We start from the raw sequence: 14782 nt of genomic DNA, 5'->3' as shown, positions 1-14782 counted from the left end.
CCCATGAAGAAACTGTCACTGGACCGCATCCTGCAAAGCCAAGGCTTCGGCACCCGCAAGGGCTGCCGGGCGTTGATCGAGGATGGCGACGTCACCGTTGCCGGCAATGCCGTCACCTCGTACAAGGCCGAGTTCGATCCCGAGGGCCTCGAATTCACCGTGTTCGACGAACTCTGGATCTATCGCCGCCATCTCTACCTCGCGCTCAACAAGCCCGCCAACTACGAGTGCTCGCGCAAGCCCAGCCATCACCCCGGCGTGCACACGCTGCTACCCGAGCAGTTCACCTGGCGCGACGTGCAGCCGGTGGGCCGGCTCGATCACGACACCACCGGCCTGCTGCTGCTGTCGGACGATGGCGATTTCATCCACGCCCAGTCGCACCCCAAGCATCATCAGCCCAAGCTCTACGTCGCCACGCTGGCCGAGGCCGCCGACCAGACGCTGGTCGATGCGCTGCTTGCCGGCGTCAAGCTCATCGACGAACCTGCGCCGATCGCCGCGCAACATGCCTTGCTGCGCGATCCTACCCACATCGAGATCGTGATCGCCGAAGGCAAGTACCACCAGGTGAAGCGCATGCTGGCCGCCGCCGGCAACCACTGCGCAGCGCTGGAACGCAGCCGGATCGGCGGTCTGGAATTGGCCGGGTTGGGCCTCGCCCCCGGCGAATGGCGCTATCTGGACGAGCACGATCTCGCCCGGCTGAACGGCGCATAGGGAATATGCCAGACGCCCGCGACGTGCTGAGCCGCTAGAATCGGCTATCGTTTTTTCCCGGCTTGCCCATGCGCGCGTTGCAAATCCTGGCCGGCCCCGAAGCCCTGACCCGTATCCGGGCAGAGGGCTGGCAGCCGGACCTGTTCAGCCATCTGGGTGCCGCTGCCGGCGGCGCCAAGTGGATCATGTTGGCCGGGCTCGACAAATTGCTGTTTGGTGGCTGGCTCGCCCGGCGCAGCACACCGCTCATCGCTGTCGGTGCCTCGATCGGGGCGTGGCGGCTGGCCTGCGCGGCCCAGCGTGATCCACTGGCCGCCCTCAATCGCTTCACCCGCGCCTATGTCGACGAGCAGTTCTACCAGCGCGGCGACGGCCGCATCGAGGTCAGCCGCGAGGCACAGCGCATCCTCGCCGCGCTGCTCGGCGAGACCGGCGCCGACGAGATCCCGCAGCATCCGTGGCTCAGGCTCAATATCGTTGCCGCGCGCGGGCTTGCCGGCATCGACGGCAGCGGCAGCCGGCGCGAAAAGCTGGCGCTGGCGCGCGCGGCGTTCGCCAACACCCGCAGCCGCCAGGCACTGGGCCGCCACCTTGCGCGCACCGTGATCCATGCTGGCGACACGCCGGTGGCACTGCAGGACGACGGCTTCGCCACCCACGTGCTGCGCCTCACCGCCGACAACGTGGCTGCCGCGCTGACCGCCACCGCGGCGATTCCCGGCATCATCGACGGCATCGCGTCCTTTCCCGGTGCTCCGGCCGGATACCACCTCGATGGCGGTCTGATCGACTACCACATGGACCTGCCGCTGGCCGAACCGGCCGGGCTGATGCTGCTACCCCATTTCAGCGACCGCATCACCACCGGCTGGCTGGACCAGTTCCTGCCCTGGCGCCGGCCACGCCATCTCGCGCGCACCGTGGTGCTGGCCCCGACGGCCGAGCTGGTCGCCAGTCTGCCGGCACGGCGCATTCCCAATCGCAAGGATTTCATGCGCTATGCCGGCCGCGACGCCGAGCGCGTCGCGCATTGGCACGCGGCGCTGGCGGCCAGCGAGGCCATGGCCGGGGACTACGCCGACTGGCTGGCCGCCGGTGCACCGGCCACGCGCATCGCGCCGCTGCGCTAACCACAGGCTGCTGCATCCGCTGCTGCGCAAGCAGCAGCGCTACCTCGCGCACTCCGCGCAAAGCGTGCAGCTGCGCCGCTGGCGAGGCTGGCACGGTCCCTGCACCGCTGCGGGTTTCCCCCGCACCTGGATGCCGCCATGACCTCGCCTGCCGACCTTTCCGCCACCGAGCTGGTACGCCATTACCGGCGCCGCACGCTGTCCCCGCTCGACGCGACCCAGGCCGTGCTGGCGCGCATCGATGCCACGCAGGCGCAGTACAACGCCTACCGGGTGGTCGATGCCGAGGGGGCGCTGGCACAGGCGCGTGCCGCCGAACAGCGCTGGGCGCGCGGCGAGCCGCTGAGCGACATCGATGGTGTACCGGCCGCGCTGAAGGATCTGCTGCATGTACGCGGCTTGCCCACGCGCAAAGGCAGCCTCGCCACGCTGGATACGCCGCAGGCGGAGGACAGCCCGGCCGCAGCACGGCTGCGTGAAGCCGGCGCCGTGCTGCTGGGCAAGACCAACACGGCCGAGTTCGGCTGGCAGGGCGCCACCGAGACGGCGCTTGCCGGCATCACCCGCAATCCCTGGAGCACGGCGCACTCGCCCAGCGGCAGCAGCGGCGGTGCGGCCGTCGCCGCAGCACTCGGGCTGGGGCCGCTGCAGGTGGCGACCGACGGCGGCGGCTCGATCCGCGTGCCGGCGGCAGTCTGCGGCGTGTTCGGCTTCAAACCAAGCTACGGCCGGGTGCCCGGCTATCCACCGGCGCACAATGGCGACCTGTTTCATATCGGCCCCATCACCCGTCGGGTGGAGGATGCGGCACTGCTGCTCAATGTGCTGCAGGGCGACGATGTGCGCGACTGGACCAGCCTGCCGGGCCCGGGTCGCGACTGGCGTATCGGGCTGGAGGACGGCGTGCGCGGCCTGACCATCGCCTACAGTGCAACGCTCGGTTATGCCGAGGTGGCGCCGGAGATCGCGGCACGCGTCGCCGAAGCCGTCGACGTGTTCCGCCAGCTTGGTGCCCGCGTCGAAGAGGTCGACCCGGGCTTTGCCGATCCCCGCCCCATCCTCGATGCACTGGCAGCAGAACGGGCGATCCGTCTGCAGCGCGAGATCACGCCGGAGCGCTGGCGTCTGGTCGACGCCGACATCCGCGCAGCAGTGGAACAAGCCAGCCGCCACACACTGGCCGAGGTGATCACAGCGCAAACGGCACGCCAGGAACTGGCGATCGGCCTGCGGCGCTTTCATGCCCGCTACGACCTGCTGCTGACGCCGGTACTGGCGGACGGCGTGCCGCTGCTCGGCCAGCGGGCCAGCGCACCATTCGTGGCACCGTTCAACCTCACCCAGCAGCCAGCCGCGGCCATGCCCATCGGCTTCGATGCCGCCGGCCTGCCCCTGGCGCTGCAACTGGTCGGCCCGCCGTACCGCGACGATCTGGTGCTGCGCGCCGCCCGCGCACTGGAGGGCGCGTCGCCACAGCCGTTTCCTGCACCCCAACAACCTGCTGAGCGGTGCTTTTCCTTACGGGCGCGAAATTCTAAATGAGAACGGTTGTTGCTAATATGCGAGCGCCTCGAAACCGCTTGCACCCACGATGTTTGCCCTCGCCTGCCTGCTCAGCGCCCTCGCCGCGCTGCCGTTCTATTTGTCGTCACCCAACCAACGCCTGCTGGCTGCGCATCGCCCGGCGCTGCGCGGCGTCGGTTGCGTGCTGCTGCTGGCAGCCCTGGTGCTCGGCACCCTGGGTGGCGACTTCGCATCGGGCCTGTTTGCCACGCTGACTGCGCTGATGCTGGCCATGGTGTTGCTGCCCTACCTGGCGCTGCTGCGCCGGAGGGCCGCGTGATGTGGGGCAAGGTTGCCGCCGGGGCGGTGCTGGGCCTGCCGCTGTCCGCCTTTACCTTGGGCGCCGTGATCTACGCCTGGCCCGGCCCGTGGCAGCACAGCATGGTCGTGGGCATGCTGCCGTTCTTTCCGCTGTGGATGGCAGTGATCGCCGCGAGCCCGCTGTTTCGCAGCACCGCCCGCGCCTGGCTCTGGCTGGCGCTCGCCAGCGTGGCCGCGCTTGCGGCGCTGTGGCTGATCAAGTTCACGGGTTTCGGGGTCTGAGATGATCAAGTCCGCCACGCTCAAGCTCTACCAGGCGCTGCATACCTGGACCGGCATCGTCGCCGGCTTCGCGCTGTTCATTGCCTTCTACGCCGGCGCCATCACCGTGTTTCACGCCGACCTGCACAGCTGGCAGGATCCGGCCTCGCGCGGCGCCACCTACGAACAGATCGACGATGCCGGCCCGCGCATCGATCGTTTCCACGCCCAGCATCCCGAGCTCAAGGGCAATTTCGCGGTGATGTTGCCGTCGGATCACGATTCGGCCCTGGTCGCCTGGTGGTTCGATGCCGCCAGCGGCGAGTGGGTGAACAAGCCGCTGTCCGAGGTGGAACAAGGCGTCACGCCGCCGCCGCATTCCAAGCTGGCCGATCTCGTGAACGAGCTGCACTACATGCTGGGCCTGCCGGTGGCTGGCATCTGGCTGATGGGCGTGGTGTCGCTGCTCTATGGCGTGGCGCTGATCTCCGGCGTGGTGGTGCACCTGCCGCTGTTGCTGAAGGACCTGTTCGCGCTGCGCCCGGGGCGCAACCTCAAGCGGTTCTGGCAGGATGCCCACAACGCCATCGGCGTGCTTAGCCTGCCGTTCCACATCATCTTTGCGGTGACCGGGGCGCTGTTCTGCCTGTTCACCTTCACCGCTGCCGTCTTCAACTACGGCGTGTTCGACGGCAAGCTCGTCGCCGAATTCACGCAACACACCAGCTCCGCCGTACCGCGCACCGCGGCCAACCAGCCGGCCGCCATGCTGGCGCCGCTCGAACTCGTGGCGATCAGCCGCAAGGTGGCGCCGCAGATGGAGGCGAACTGGCTGAGCTTTTCCAACTACGGCGATCGCAACGCCACCGTGGAGATCCGCGGCGAATCGCCGAACACGCTGGCACCCTACGGCGGCATCGGCGTAGCGCTTGCCACCGGCAAGGTGCTGCGCATCGATACCCCCGGCCAGCGCAGCGTGAACCAGGCTGTGCTCGGCAGCGTATACGCGCTGCATTTCGGCAGCTTCGGCGGACACTTGGTGCAGTGGCTGTACTTCGTGCTGGGCCTTGCCGGCGCCTTCCTGTTCTATTCGGGCAACCTGCTGTGGATCGAGGCACGCCGCAAGCGCCACGCCGCTACCCAGTCGCTCAGGACCTGGCGTATGGCGCAGGCCACGGTCGGCGTGTGCATCGGCAGCTGTGCTGCCATTTCGGCCGCTTTTGTGGCCAGCATGGTCGCCCACATGGCTGGCGCCGATCCGGCACTGTTCGAGCGTGTCACCTGCTTCACCACCTTCTTCATCCTGCTGGCCTGGGCCTTCTGCCGCCCGCCGGCACGCGCAGCGATCGAGCTGCTGCTGATCGCCGCCGTGCTGTCGGCGCTGATCCCGCTCGCCAACGCCATTGCCACCGGCGACCACCTGCTGGTCTCGCCTTGGCGCGGGCTGTGGGGCGTGTTCGGCGTCGACGCCATGGGCCTCGCGCTGGCGGCAGGCTTTGCCGCGCTGGCGCGCGCCACCTGGCGTCGCGCTCGCAATGGCCAGCCGGGCAGCGTGTGGGCGCTGACCGTGCCAGGCACTACGCAGGCTGACCCGGTCAAACACGCGGGCTGACCCCACGACAATCGCGCATCGGACTGACGCCTGCGTGCGGATGACAGCCTAGATTCCGCTGCGACGCAAACCTGAAACTCGGCCGGATCGGGCCGTGTTTGCGCTGTGGCGTGAAAGCGCTGTCAGCAACTGGCAAGACACTTGGGCTGGTTGGCGCGTTGCCGGCCAGCACGGCATCACCCCGCCCGTAAGGGCGGTGTGCGACAGCTTTACAACAATGGGCGCCCATTGGGAGGCGCCATCAACAGGGATATGTCTTGATGAACACCACCCCTCATCGGCTGCGACCGATCATCGCGAGTCTGGCGCTCGCCTGCGCCGCGCCGCATGCGCTGGCCGAGGATGCCACCGTGACACTCGATACCGTGACCGTCAGTGCCAGCGCACTGGAAGACGCACAGGGCCCCGTTTACGGCTACGTCGCCAAGCGCAGCCGTACCGGCAGCAAGACCGACAGCTCGTTGCTGGAAATTCCGCAATCGGTGACGGTGATCACCAAGGAGCAGCTGCAGGACCAGGCAATCCATGGCGTGGACCAGGCGCTGCGCTACAGCTCGGGCGTGGTGGGCGGTGCCTACGGTTCCGATGCACGCAGCGACTGGCTGCTGGTACGCGGCTTCACTCCGGCCATCTTCCTTGACGGCATGACCTTGCCCAACGGCGGCTGGACCACGCAATCGCGCGTCGAGCCGTACGGCCTTGAGCGCATCGAAGTGCTGAAGGGGCCGTCGTCGGTCCTGTATGGCCAGTTGCCGCCAGGCGGCATGGTCAACCTGGTGAGCAAGCGCCCGACCGAGGATGCGCTGCGCGAAGTGGGCGTGGAAATCGGCAGCTACAACCACAAGCAGGCCACCGTGGACCTGGGCGGCCCGCTGAACACCGATGGCACCTGGCTGTACCGCCTGACCGCGCTGGCAAGCGACGGTGATACCCATATCGACCACAACGAGGACAAGCGCCTGTTCGTTGCGCCGGCCCTGACCTGGAAGCCTGATGCCAATACCTCGCTGACGCTGCTCGCGCGCTACCAGAAGGCCGAGACCGGCAACCCCGGTGGCTTCCTGCCGGCACAAGGCACGTTGCTGCCCAACCCGAATGGCAAGATCTCTCCCTCGTTCGATGCCGGCGAGCCCGATTTCGACACCTACGAGAAGGAGATGAGCTCCATCGGCTACGAGTTCGCCCACGAGTTCAACGACACCTGGACGGTGCGCCAGAACCTGCGCTACGCCCGCACCAAGGTGGTCCACGACGTGGTCGGTCCGCTGGGTCTGCAAAGCGACCTGCGTACCCTCAATCGCTACACCTATACCCCGCACGACGACACCAAGATGTTCTCGGTGGACAACCAGGTCGAAGCCCGCCTGATCACTGGCCAGATTGCGCACACCGTGCTGGCCGGCCTCGACTATCGCGAGGCCAATGACGAGGCGACCTCGGGCTTTGGCTCGGCACCGCCCATCGACGTGTTCGATCCGGTATACGGTGCGCCCATCGTCCGGCCGGCCGACGGCACGCACGTAGTGCAGAAGCAGCAGCAACTCGGCATCTATCTGCAGGACCAGATCAAGTACGACCGCTGGGTGCTGACGCTGAGCGGCCGCCAGGACTGGGTGGATACCGATGCCGACAACAAGATCAGCGGCACCACCACCACGCAGGATGATCGCGCCTTCTCCAGCCGTGTCGGCCTCAACTACGTGTTCGATTCCGGCCTGGCACCCTACGTGGCGTACTCCAAATCGTTCCAGCCTACGCTGGAACGCTCGTTCTCGGGCGATGCGTTCAGCCCGACCCGCGGCGTGCAGTACGAAGGCGGCGTGAAATACCAGCCGACCGGCACCAACCACCTGCTCAGCATGGCGCTGTTCCAGACCACGCAGGAAAACGCGCTGACGGTCGATCCCGACCACATGTTCTTCTCGGTGCAGCAGGGTGAAGTGGAAGTGAAGGGTCTGGAGTTCGAAAGCAAGTTCAACTTCCAGCCCGGCTTCAACGTGATGGCGTCCTACACCTACAGCGACAGCGAGATCACCAAGGGCAACGATGCCACCACGCTCGGCAAGCAGATTCCGCTGCTGCCCAAGCACCAGGCTGCGCTGTGGGCGGACTACACCCTGCAGGGCACCGCGCTGAAGGGCTTGGGCTTCGGCGCCGGCGTGCGCTACACCGGCTCGTCCTACGGCGATGCAGCCAATCTGTGGAAAGCCGACTCGTATACGCTACTCGACCTGTCGGTGCACTACGAGATCCAGGACTGGCGCCTGCAGCTCAACATCAACAACGTGACGGACAAGGAATACTTCTCCGCCTGCAACAGCATCAACTGGTGCTACTACGGCTATCCGCGCGTCACCACGTTGTCGGCTCGCTACCGCTGGTAAGCGTCGACCTCACCCCAAGCAAAATGGGCGCCGCGGCGCCCATTTTGCTTCTTATTCACCAGCAGGACTCACATCCACTGCTGCCACAGCATGTGGCCAGCCCGGTCGAGCACCAGCGCGCCGAACACCCAGGCCAGGTACTTGATCGAGTAGAGGAACAGCCCGCGCGCCACCGTTTCATCGCCGCTGCGATACAGCTTGAGGCTGCGCGCGATGAAGCCGTAGTTGAACCAGGCCGCCACCGCGAGGTAGAGCCAGCTGCTCATGCCGATGACGAAGGGCAGCAGGCATACCGCCGCCAGCATCACCGCGTACAGCACGATGGTCTGGCGGGTGAAGGCGGCGCCATGGGTGACCGGCAGCATCGGCAGACCGGCCTTGGCGTAGTCGAGCTCGCGATACAGCGCCAGCGCCCAGAAGTGCGGCGGGGTCCAGGTGTAGATCATCAAAAACATCACCGCCGCCTCGGGCGACACGGTATTGCTGACCGCGGCCCAGCCCAGCACCGGCGGCATGGCGCCGGCGGCACCGCCGATCACGATGTTCTGCGGCGTGGCGGGCTTGAGCCAGCGGGTGTAGACCACGGCATAGCCGAAGAAGGTGGCCAGCGTCAGCAGTGCGGTCAGCGTGTTGCCGAAGCTTGCGGTCAGCCACAGACCGCTGCCGGTGAGCAGCGCCGCATAGAGTGCCGCATCGAGCCGGGTCAGCGAGCCGCGCACCAGCGGCCGCGCCTGGGTGCGACGCATCTCGGCGTCGCGATCGCGCTCGACCAGGCAGTTCACCGCAGCGGCACCCATTGCCACCAGCGCGATGCCGACCAGCGACACCAGCACACGCGGCAGCTCCGTCCAAGCCGGGCCTGCCAGTGCGCTGCCGACGGCCGCACAGAAAGTGATCAGCGCAACGACGCGCGGTTTGCCCAGCGCCCAGAAATCAGCGAGCCGGGGCGTAGCGGTAAGCGTTCTGAGCATGGGACAGCTCCTCGGAGGAAGATCGGGCAACCAGGATGGTGAGCAGGGCCAGCAGCAGCGCGGCCCCGCCGTTATGCGCCACGGCCAGCGCCAGCGGCAGGTGCATCAGCACGTTGGCGATGCCGAGGCCAAGCTGCAACACCAGCGCGGCCAGCAGCCAGCCACCGGCACGCAGGCCGCGGCGTAGCAGCAATACGCCAAGCAGCGCGACAGCGACGGTGACCGCCAGCGCCCACAGCCGGTGGATCCAGTGGATGGCGGCAAGGTGGTCGATATCGAGCGGGCCGCCGGTCGTGGTCAGGCCCAGTTCGCGCAATGGATGGAAGCCCACCGCCCAGTCGTCCGGCAGCTGGTAGCCGCCGCGACAGGCCGGGAAGCCGTCGCAGGCTAGCGCAGCGTAGTTGGTCGATACCCAGCCGCCCAGCGCGATCTGCAACACCACCACGGCGAGCGCGAACCAGGCAAAGCGGCGCAGTCCCGCAGGCAGCACCAGCCGGCCGGGCCGGGCGCGGGCCGCCTGCGCGGTGACCAGCGCCAGCATGGTCATGCCGCCGAGCAGGTGCGCAGTGACGACAACGGGCATCAGCTTCAGCGTCACCGTCCACATGCCGAGCAATGCCTGGAACAGCACCACTGCCAGCGGGGCGATCACCAGTGCGGCCGGCACGCCGGTTTCGCGCCGACTGCGCCACAGCGCCCAGGCCTGCCACAGCAGGATCAGCCCGAGCCCGCCGGCGACATAGCGGTGGATCATTTCCTTCCAACCCTTGGCCGGATCGACCTCGCCGCCATAGTGCAGCTCGGCATGGGCCACTTCGTGGTCGTGCGTCGGCGCGGTCAGCCGGCCGTAGCAACCGGGCCAGTCCGGACAGCCGAGCCCGGCGTCCTCCAGCCGGACATAGGCACCGAGCATGATCAGCACCAGTGTCCAGATCACCGTGAATACCGTCAGGCGGCGCAGCGTGCGTGGTGTCATGTGTTCAGCCTAGCGCCTGGTTGTTCTTCAGCAGCTTGCCGATCTCGCTCATCACGCGGCGGCGCCCCTCGTCGCTTGCCAGCTGTTGCGGGCTGTAGCGGATCACCGCGTTGCCATTGGGGTCGACGAGATAGAGCCCTGCGCCCGGCAGCGCCTGCCGTGGCTGCACCACCTGTGCATCGGCGACCTTGCCGGGGCACAGGCGCGTGGCGGCGTAGGCAACGCGATCCGATTCCCGCCCCTGCGCCACGTCGAGCTGGCGCGCGGCAAAGGTCAGCGCATCGGCTTGTGCGGTGCAGCCGGCGGGATCGTGCGCCACCAGCCGCCATTGCTTGGCCGCATCGAGCACGGCGGGCTGGACCAGCAGTTCGCCAAAACTCTGACCACCGGCAGGGCGGTACCAGGTGTAGACCGCCTGTGCTGCGAGGATGGGGGTCAGCGACAGCGCAAACATCAGCAGCAGCGTTTTACGGCCACGCTTGGCATCAGGAAATGGCATCGGCCTCTCCACGGTTGGAACGATAAAAACGCCAGCACAGCAGCAAGCCGATAGCACTCATGGCCCACCAGGTCAGCGCGTAGCCCAGATGCCGCTCAGGGCCGATGGCACCCGGGCCGGCACTGCGTGCGAACGGTGTGGCCGAGCCCAATGCGCGGACATAGGCGACCGGTTGCCGGCCGCCGGCCCAGGCGGCATAGCGCCTGGCGTCGATATTCTGGAAATGGTTGCCTTCGGGGTGGGTCTGCGCCAGCTCGAGGAAGCGTGGCCAGGGCTGCAGCTCGACGAGCGCGACGGAGCCAGTAGGAGGGATCGCGCTGCCTTGTACCAGCCAGCCACGGTTCACCAGCACGATCTGGCCGTCCTGCAGCTGAAACGGGCTCACCACCTCGAAGCCGATCTGGCCCTCATGGGTGCGTGGCGCCAGCGTCAGCTCGCGCTCGGGCAGCCAGTGGCCAGCCAGCTGCACCTGGCGATAGTCCCCAGGGGGGGCGCCACCGGCCCAGGCCAGTGGCGCATGGGTGGCGGCGGCACGGTAGCGGGCGAACAAGGCTTCCTTCTCCTGCATCCGCGACCACTGCCAGCCCCCCAGGAGCAGCGTCAGCAACACCAGCGCCAGCAAGCCCGCCATCGCCCAGCGCAACCGGGCTATGCTACGAACTTGTGAAACGGGAGTTGCCATGAAAATCGTTGCCGTCATCTTGCTGATCGTGATCGTCGCCGTACTCGGGCGTGCGATGTTTCAATTGGTGCGCGGTCCGGCCGGATCACCCCGGCTGGTGCGCTCGCTCACCTGGCGCATCGGGCTGTCCATCGCCCTGTTCGTGCTGCTGCTCGTCGCCATTCAGCTCGGCTGGCTGCAACCGCACGGCCTGACACCCTGATGCTCACCACCAAGACGCCGGTTCCGGTTGTAGCGAACCCATGCAGTTCGCGGGAGGACAGCACGCAGGAACCGGAATGTACTGGCTGTACATGAGGATTCCGAGTACCGCCCGACCACGAAATGCGCAGGCGCAGCCCGGCCGGGGCTAGCGTCAAATGCAGTAGACGAAGACGAACAGAATCAACCACACCACATCGACGAAGTGCCAGTACCAAGCGGCTGCCTCGAAGGCGAAGTGGTGTTCCTTGTCGAAATGCCCGCGCAACACCCGGCCCAGCATGGTGGCCAGCATGATGGCACCGACCAGCACGTGCATGCCGTGGAAGCCGGTCAACATGTAGAAGGTCGCGCCATAGGCGCCGGACGCCAGCGTCAGGTCCATCTCGGTCCAGGCGTGGTGGTATTCGTAGGCCTGCAGGCCCAGGAACACGGCGCCGAGCAGCAGCGTGAGCGCTAGGCCGATCTTGAGATGGCCGCGCTGGTTTTCCACCAGGCCCCAATGCGCCCAGGTCAACGTCACGCCGGAGGTCAGCAGCAACGCGGTGTTGATTGCCGGCAGGCCCCATGGCGCCATCGCGTGGTAAGCCTCGACCTTCGGCCCTGTTGCGGCCGGCCACGCTTCCTTGAAACCAGCCCACAGCAGCTGGTGCGTGGTCGAGTCGTAGCCGAGCTCGGGCACCGAGATCACCCGCATGTAGAACAGGGCGCCGAAGAAGGCGGCAAAGAACATCACCTCGGAGAAGATGAACCAGCTCATGCCCCAGCGGAACGAGTAGTCCACCTGCTTGCCATACTGGCCGTGCCGCGATTCGCGGATCACGTCGCCGAACCAGCCGAACAGCATCCAGATGATGATGGCGGCGCCCGCGAGCAGGATCCACTTGCCGGCAGGCACGCTGTTCATTGCGAATGCCGCGCCCAGCGCCAGACAGAACAGGCCGGCCGAGCCGACGATGGGCCAGCGCGAAGGCGCCGGGACGAAGTAATGCGGATCGTGTACACCGTTTTCGACGTTCATTGTGGTGTGACTCCCTAGGCTTGGCTGCTGACGAGCAGCCGCACGAGTAAAAAGATGGCCAGTGCCAGCGACAGCGCCAGCACGATGCCGGTCACGATGACCTGCTTGGGCTTAAGCCCCGCGCGCTCGGTTTCGCCGGAGGAGCGGATGCCGACGAAACCCGACAACACCGCCTTGATGGTCGAACGCAGGCTCATGCCTTGTCCTCCAGCGGGAACAGCGTGTACGACAGCGTCACCGCGCCAAGCTCGGCCGGCATCTGTTCATCGACCAGCAACACCACGGTCACATCCCGGGTCTCGCGGGCCGCCAGCGTCAGCGCGTTGAAGCAGAAACATTCCATCTTGGTGAGAAAGCGCCCGGCGCGCTCCGGGGCATAGCTCGGAACCGCGCGCAGGCCCAGCGGCGCATCGGACAGGTTCTCCAGCCGGAACTTGGCCTTGACGAGGCCACCGGCACGGCCGGCGACCACCGGCTCCAGCGGCGTCAGGCGTGCTGGCAGGCCATTGCTGACGTTGGTGTCAAACTCCACCCGCATCGCCGCCGCATGCACGTCGGCCAGTTCCGGCCGGGCCCGGTCGATGCCGAGCGCCTCGCAGAACACGTTGTAGAACGGCACCATGCCATAGGCGAAGCCGACCATGGCCGCCGCCGCGATGCCCAGCTTGATCGCGGTACGGCGGTTGGCACGGTCGCGCTCGACGGAGGTCAGGGTAGCGCTGGTCATCGCTTCCGTATCCCCGGCTCAGCCGAACAACCAGCGCCGCACGATGATGCCGATGAAGAACATCAGCGCGATACTGGTGAGGATCAGCGCGGTCTTGGCATTGCGGCTGATGGTCACAGCGCCTGCTCCTTGAGGCCCTTCTCCACCAGTTCCTGCGACGGCGGGGTTTCCCAGGTGTGGTGCGGCGCCGGCGACGGCACTTCCCATTCCAGGGTGTGCGCACCTTCCCACGGGTTGGCCGGCGCCTTGCCGACGCCACCGCGGATGGTGTGGATCACGTTGTAGAGGAAGAAGAGCTGACCCAAACCGAAGCAGAAGGCACCGACCGAGGCGAGCGCATTGAAGTCGGTGAACTGCAGCGGGTAGTCCGGGATACGCCGCGGCATGCCGGCCAGGCCCAGAAAGTGCATCGGGAAGAAGGTGACGTTGAACCACACCATCGACCACCAGAAGTGGAACTTGCCCATCTTCTCGCTGTACATGTAGCCGGTCCATTTCGGCAGCCAGTAGTAGACGGCACCGAACAGGCTGAACAGCGCGCCCGCCACCAGCACGTAGTGGAAGTGTGCCACCACGTAGTAGGTGTCGTGCATCTGGGTGTCGACCGGCGCGATCGATAGCACCAAGCCGGAGAAGCCGCCGACGGTGAACAGGCAGACGAAGCCGACCGCGAACAGCATCGGCGTCTCGAAGCTCATCGCGCCCTGCCACATGGTGGCGATCCAGTTGAACACCTTCACCCCGGTCGGCACCGCGATCAGCATCGTCATGAACATGAAGAACAGCTGCGCAGTCGCCGGCATGCCCACCGAGAACATGTGGTGCGCCCAGACCATGAACGACAGGATGGCGATCGAGGCGGTCGCGTACACCATCGAGTGGTAGCCGAACAGCGGCTTGCGGGCGAAGGTGGGGATGATCTGGCTGACGATGCCGAACGCCGGCAGCGCCATGATGTAGACCTCGGGGTGGCCGAAGAACCAGAAGATGTGCTGGAACAGCACCGGATCACCACCGCCCACAGCCTTGAAGAAGTGGGTGCCGAAGTGGCGGTCGGTCAGCAGCATGGTCACTGCACCGGCCAGCACCGGCGCCACCGCGATCAGCAGGTAGGCCGTCACCAGCGAGGTCCAGGCGAACATCGGCATCTTCATCAGCGTCATGCCGGGCGAGCGCATGTTGAGGATGGTGACGATGATGTTGATCGAACCCATGATCGACGACAGACCCAGCAGGTGGACCGAGAAGATCGCCAGGTCCATGCCCATGCCGAACTGCAGCGACAGCGGCGGATAGAGCGTCCAGCCGCCGGCGGCGGCGCCGCCCGGCACGAACAGCGAGATCACCAGCAGCAGCGCCGATGGCGGCAACAGCCAGAAGCTCCAGTTGTTCATCCGCGCGAACGCCATGTCCGGCGCACCCAGCATCAGCGGCAGCATCCAGTTCGCCAGGCCGGTGAAGGCCGGCATGATGGCGCCGAACACCATGATGATGCCGTGCAGCGTGGTCAGCTGGTTGAAGAACTCGGGCTGCCAGAACTGCAGGCCCGGCGTGAACAGCTCGGCGCGGATGCCGAGCGCCATGGTCCCGCCCAGGATGAACATCGAGAACGAGAACCACAGGTACAGCGTGCCGATGTCCTTGTGGTTGGTGGCATATACCCAGCGGCGCCAGCCAGTGGCAGCGTGGTGACCATGGTCGTCGTGGCCATGAGCCTCGCCCGCATGATCGCCTTGGGTCGGGTTGAGAGTATCGGTAGCAGCGGTCATGTCGG

The 14782-nt window shown here is 66.6% G+C and carries 17 protein-coding genes; 8 read left to right on the top strand and 9 right to left on the bottom strand.

Annotation, left to right across the window (positions count from 1 at the left end; genetic code table 11):
* The first annotated feature begins 3 nt into the window (after positions 1-3).
* The 7 genes from FLM21_RS01755 to FLM21_RS01725 all read left to right on the top strand — a co-directional run bounded on the left by FLM21_RS01755 (position 4) and on the right by FLM21_RS01725 (position 7931).
* Positions 4-720 carry a pseudouridine synthase gene (locus tag FLM21_RS01755; protein ID WP_148713919.1) on the top strand — a complete coding sequence of 239 codons (717 nt, stop codon included), beginning with the start codon at positions 4-6 and terminating at the stop codon, positions 718-720.
* A 68-nt stretch (positions 721-788) separates the two neighbouring features.
* On the top strand, positions 789-1850 hold the full coding sequence (locus FLM21_RS01750; RefSeq protein WP_148713918.1) for a patatin-like phospholipase family protein: 1062 nt from the start codon (positions 789-791) through the stop codon (positions 1848-1850).
* A gap of 138 nt (positions 1851-1988) precedes the next feature.
* On the top strand, positions 1989-3392 hold the full coding sequence (locus FLM21_RS01745; RefSeq protein ID WP_148713917.1) for an amidase: 1404 nt from the start codon (positions 1989-1991) through the stop codon (positions 3390-3392).
* Positions 3393-3441: 49 nt separating this feature from the next.
* Positions 3442-3693 (top strand): hypothetical protein, encoded by a 252-nt coding sequence (locus FLM21_RS01740; RefSeq protein ID WP_148713916.1) that lies wholly within the window; start codon positions 3442-3444, stop codon positions 3691-3693.
* Positions 3690-3956: a hypothetical protein gene (locus FLM21_RS01735; RefSeq protein ID WP_148713915.1), complete on the top strand. Its 267-nt coding sequence runs from the start codon at positions 3690-3692 to the stop codon at positions 3954-3956. Before FLM21_RS01740 ends, FLM21_RS01735 begins: the two co-directional genes overlap by 4 nt.
* Position 3957: 1 nt before the next feature.
* Positions 3958-5547 carry a PepSY-associated TM helix domain-containing protein gene (locus FLM21_RS01730; protein ID WP_148713914.1) on the top strand — a complete coding sequence of 530 codons (1590 nt, stop codon included), beginning with the start codon at positions 3958-3960 and terminating at the stop codon, positions 5545-5547.
* A gap of 260 nt (positions 5548-5807) precedes the next feature.
* A complete protein-coding gene (locus tag FLM21_RS01725) occupies positions 5808-7931 on the top strand; it encodes a TonB-dependent siderophore receptor (protein WP_148713913.1) in 2124 nt (707 codons plus the stop codon).
* 68 nt (positions 7932-7999) lie between these two features.
* Here the strand turns inward: FLM21_RS01725 and cyoE are convergent, their stop codons facing one another.
* Genes cyoE through FLM21_RS01705 form a run of 4 tightly spaced genes read right to left on the bottom strand, consistent with a single transcriptional unit; the run spans position 8000 to position 11008 of the window.
* A complete protein-coding gene (cyoE, locus tag FLM21_RS01720) occupies positions 8000-8902 on the bottom strand; it encodes a heme o synthase (RefSeq protein WP_148713912.1) in 903 nt (300 codons plus the stop codon).
* Positions 8865-9878, bottom strand: coding sequence for a COX15/CtaA family protein (locus FLM21_RS01715; protein WP_148713911.1), 1014 nt, complete (start codon positions 9876-9878; stop codon positions 8865-8867). The genes cyoE and FLM21_RS01715 overlap by 38 nt, the downstream gene beginning before the upstream one ends.
* Positions 9879-9882: 4 nt before the next feature.
* Positions 9883-10377, bottom strand: a complete 495-nt coding sequence (locus FLM21_RS01710) for a hypothetical protein (protein ID WP_148713910.1) — start codon at positions 10375-10377, stop codon at positions 9883-9885.
* Positions 10364-11008 (bottom strand): SURF1 family protein, encoded by a 645-nt coding sequence (locus FLM21_RS01705; protein ID WP_187360043.1) that lies wholly within the window; start codon positions 11006-11008, stop codon positions 10364-10366. Before FLM21_RS01705 ends, FLM21_RS01710 begins: the two co-directional genes overlap by 14 nt.
* Positions 11009-11057: 49 nt before the next feature.
* Between FLM21_RS01705 and FLM21_RS01700 the strand changes: the two genes are divergently transcribed.
* Positions 11058-11261 (top strand): twin transmembrane helix small protein, encoded by a 204-nt coding sequence (locus FLM21_RS01700; RefSeq protein WP_148713908.1) that lies wholly within the window; start codon positions 11058-11060, stop codon positions 11259-11261.
* Between the two features lie 153 nt (positions 11262-11414).
* Here the strand turns inward: FLM21_RS01700 and FLM21_RS01695 are convergent, their stop codons facing one another.
* Genes FLM21_RS01695 through ctaD form a run of 5 tightly spaced genes read right to left on the bottom strand, consistent with a single transcriptional unit; the run spans position 11415 to position 14777 of the window.
* A complete protein-coding gene (locus FLM21_RS01695) occupies positions 11415-12281 on the bottom strand; it encodes a cytochrome c oxidase subunit 3 (RefSeq protein WP_148713907.1) in 867 nt (288 codons plus the stop codon).
* Positions 12282-12295: 14 nt separating this feature from the next.
* Entirely contained in the window at positions 12296-12478 is a 183-nt protein-coding gene (locus tag FLM21_RS01690) for a DUF2970 domain-containing protein (protein WP_148713906.1), read from the bottom strand.
* A complete protein-coding gene (locus FLM21_RS01685; RefSeq protein ID WP_148713905.1) occupies positions 12475-13008 on the bottom strand; it encodes a cytochrome c oxidase assembly protein in 534 nt (177 codons plus the stop codon). Before FLM21_RS01685 ends, FLM21_RS01690 begins: the two co-directional genes overlap by 4 nt.
* A gap of 18 nt (positions 13009-13026) precedes the next feature.
* Complete coding sequence (locus FLM21_RS21035; protein WP_222846745.1) at positions 13027-13125, bottom strand: cytochrome oxidase small assembly protein; 99 nt, start codon at positions 13123-13125, stop codon at positions 13027-13029.
* Positions 13122-14777 (bottom strand): cytochrome c oxidase subunit I, encoded by a 1656-nt coding sequence (gene ctaD / locus FLM21_RS01680; RefSeq protein WP_148713904.1) that lies wholly within the window; start codon positions 14775-14777, stop codon positions 13122-13124. The genes FLM21_RS21035 and ctaD overlap by 4 nt, the downstream gene beginning before the upstream one ends.
* Positions 14778-14782 lie beyond the last annotated feature (5 nt).

This window comes from Chitinolyticbacter meiyuanensis (assembly GCF_008033135.1).
In the GTDB taxonomy this organism is placed as follows: domain Bacteria; phylum Pseudomonadota; class Gammaproteobacteria; order Burkholderiales; family Chitinibacteraceae; genus Chitinolyticbacter; species Chitinolyticbacter meiyuanensis.
The sequence above is the reverse complement of the archived record's forward strand: the minus strand, read 5'-3'. Positions and strand labels throughout refer to the sequence as shown.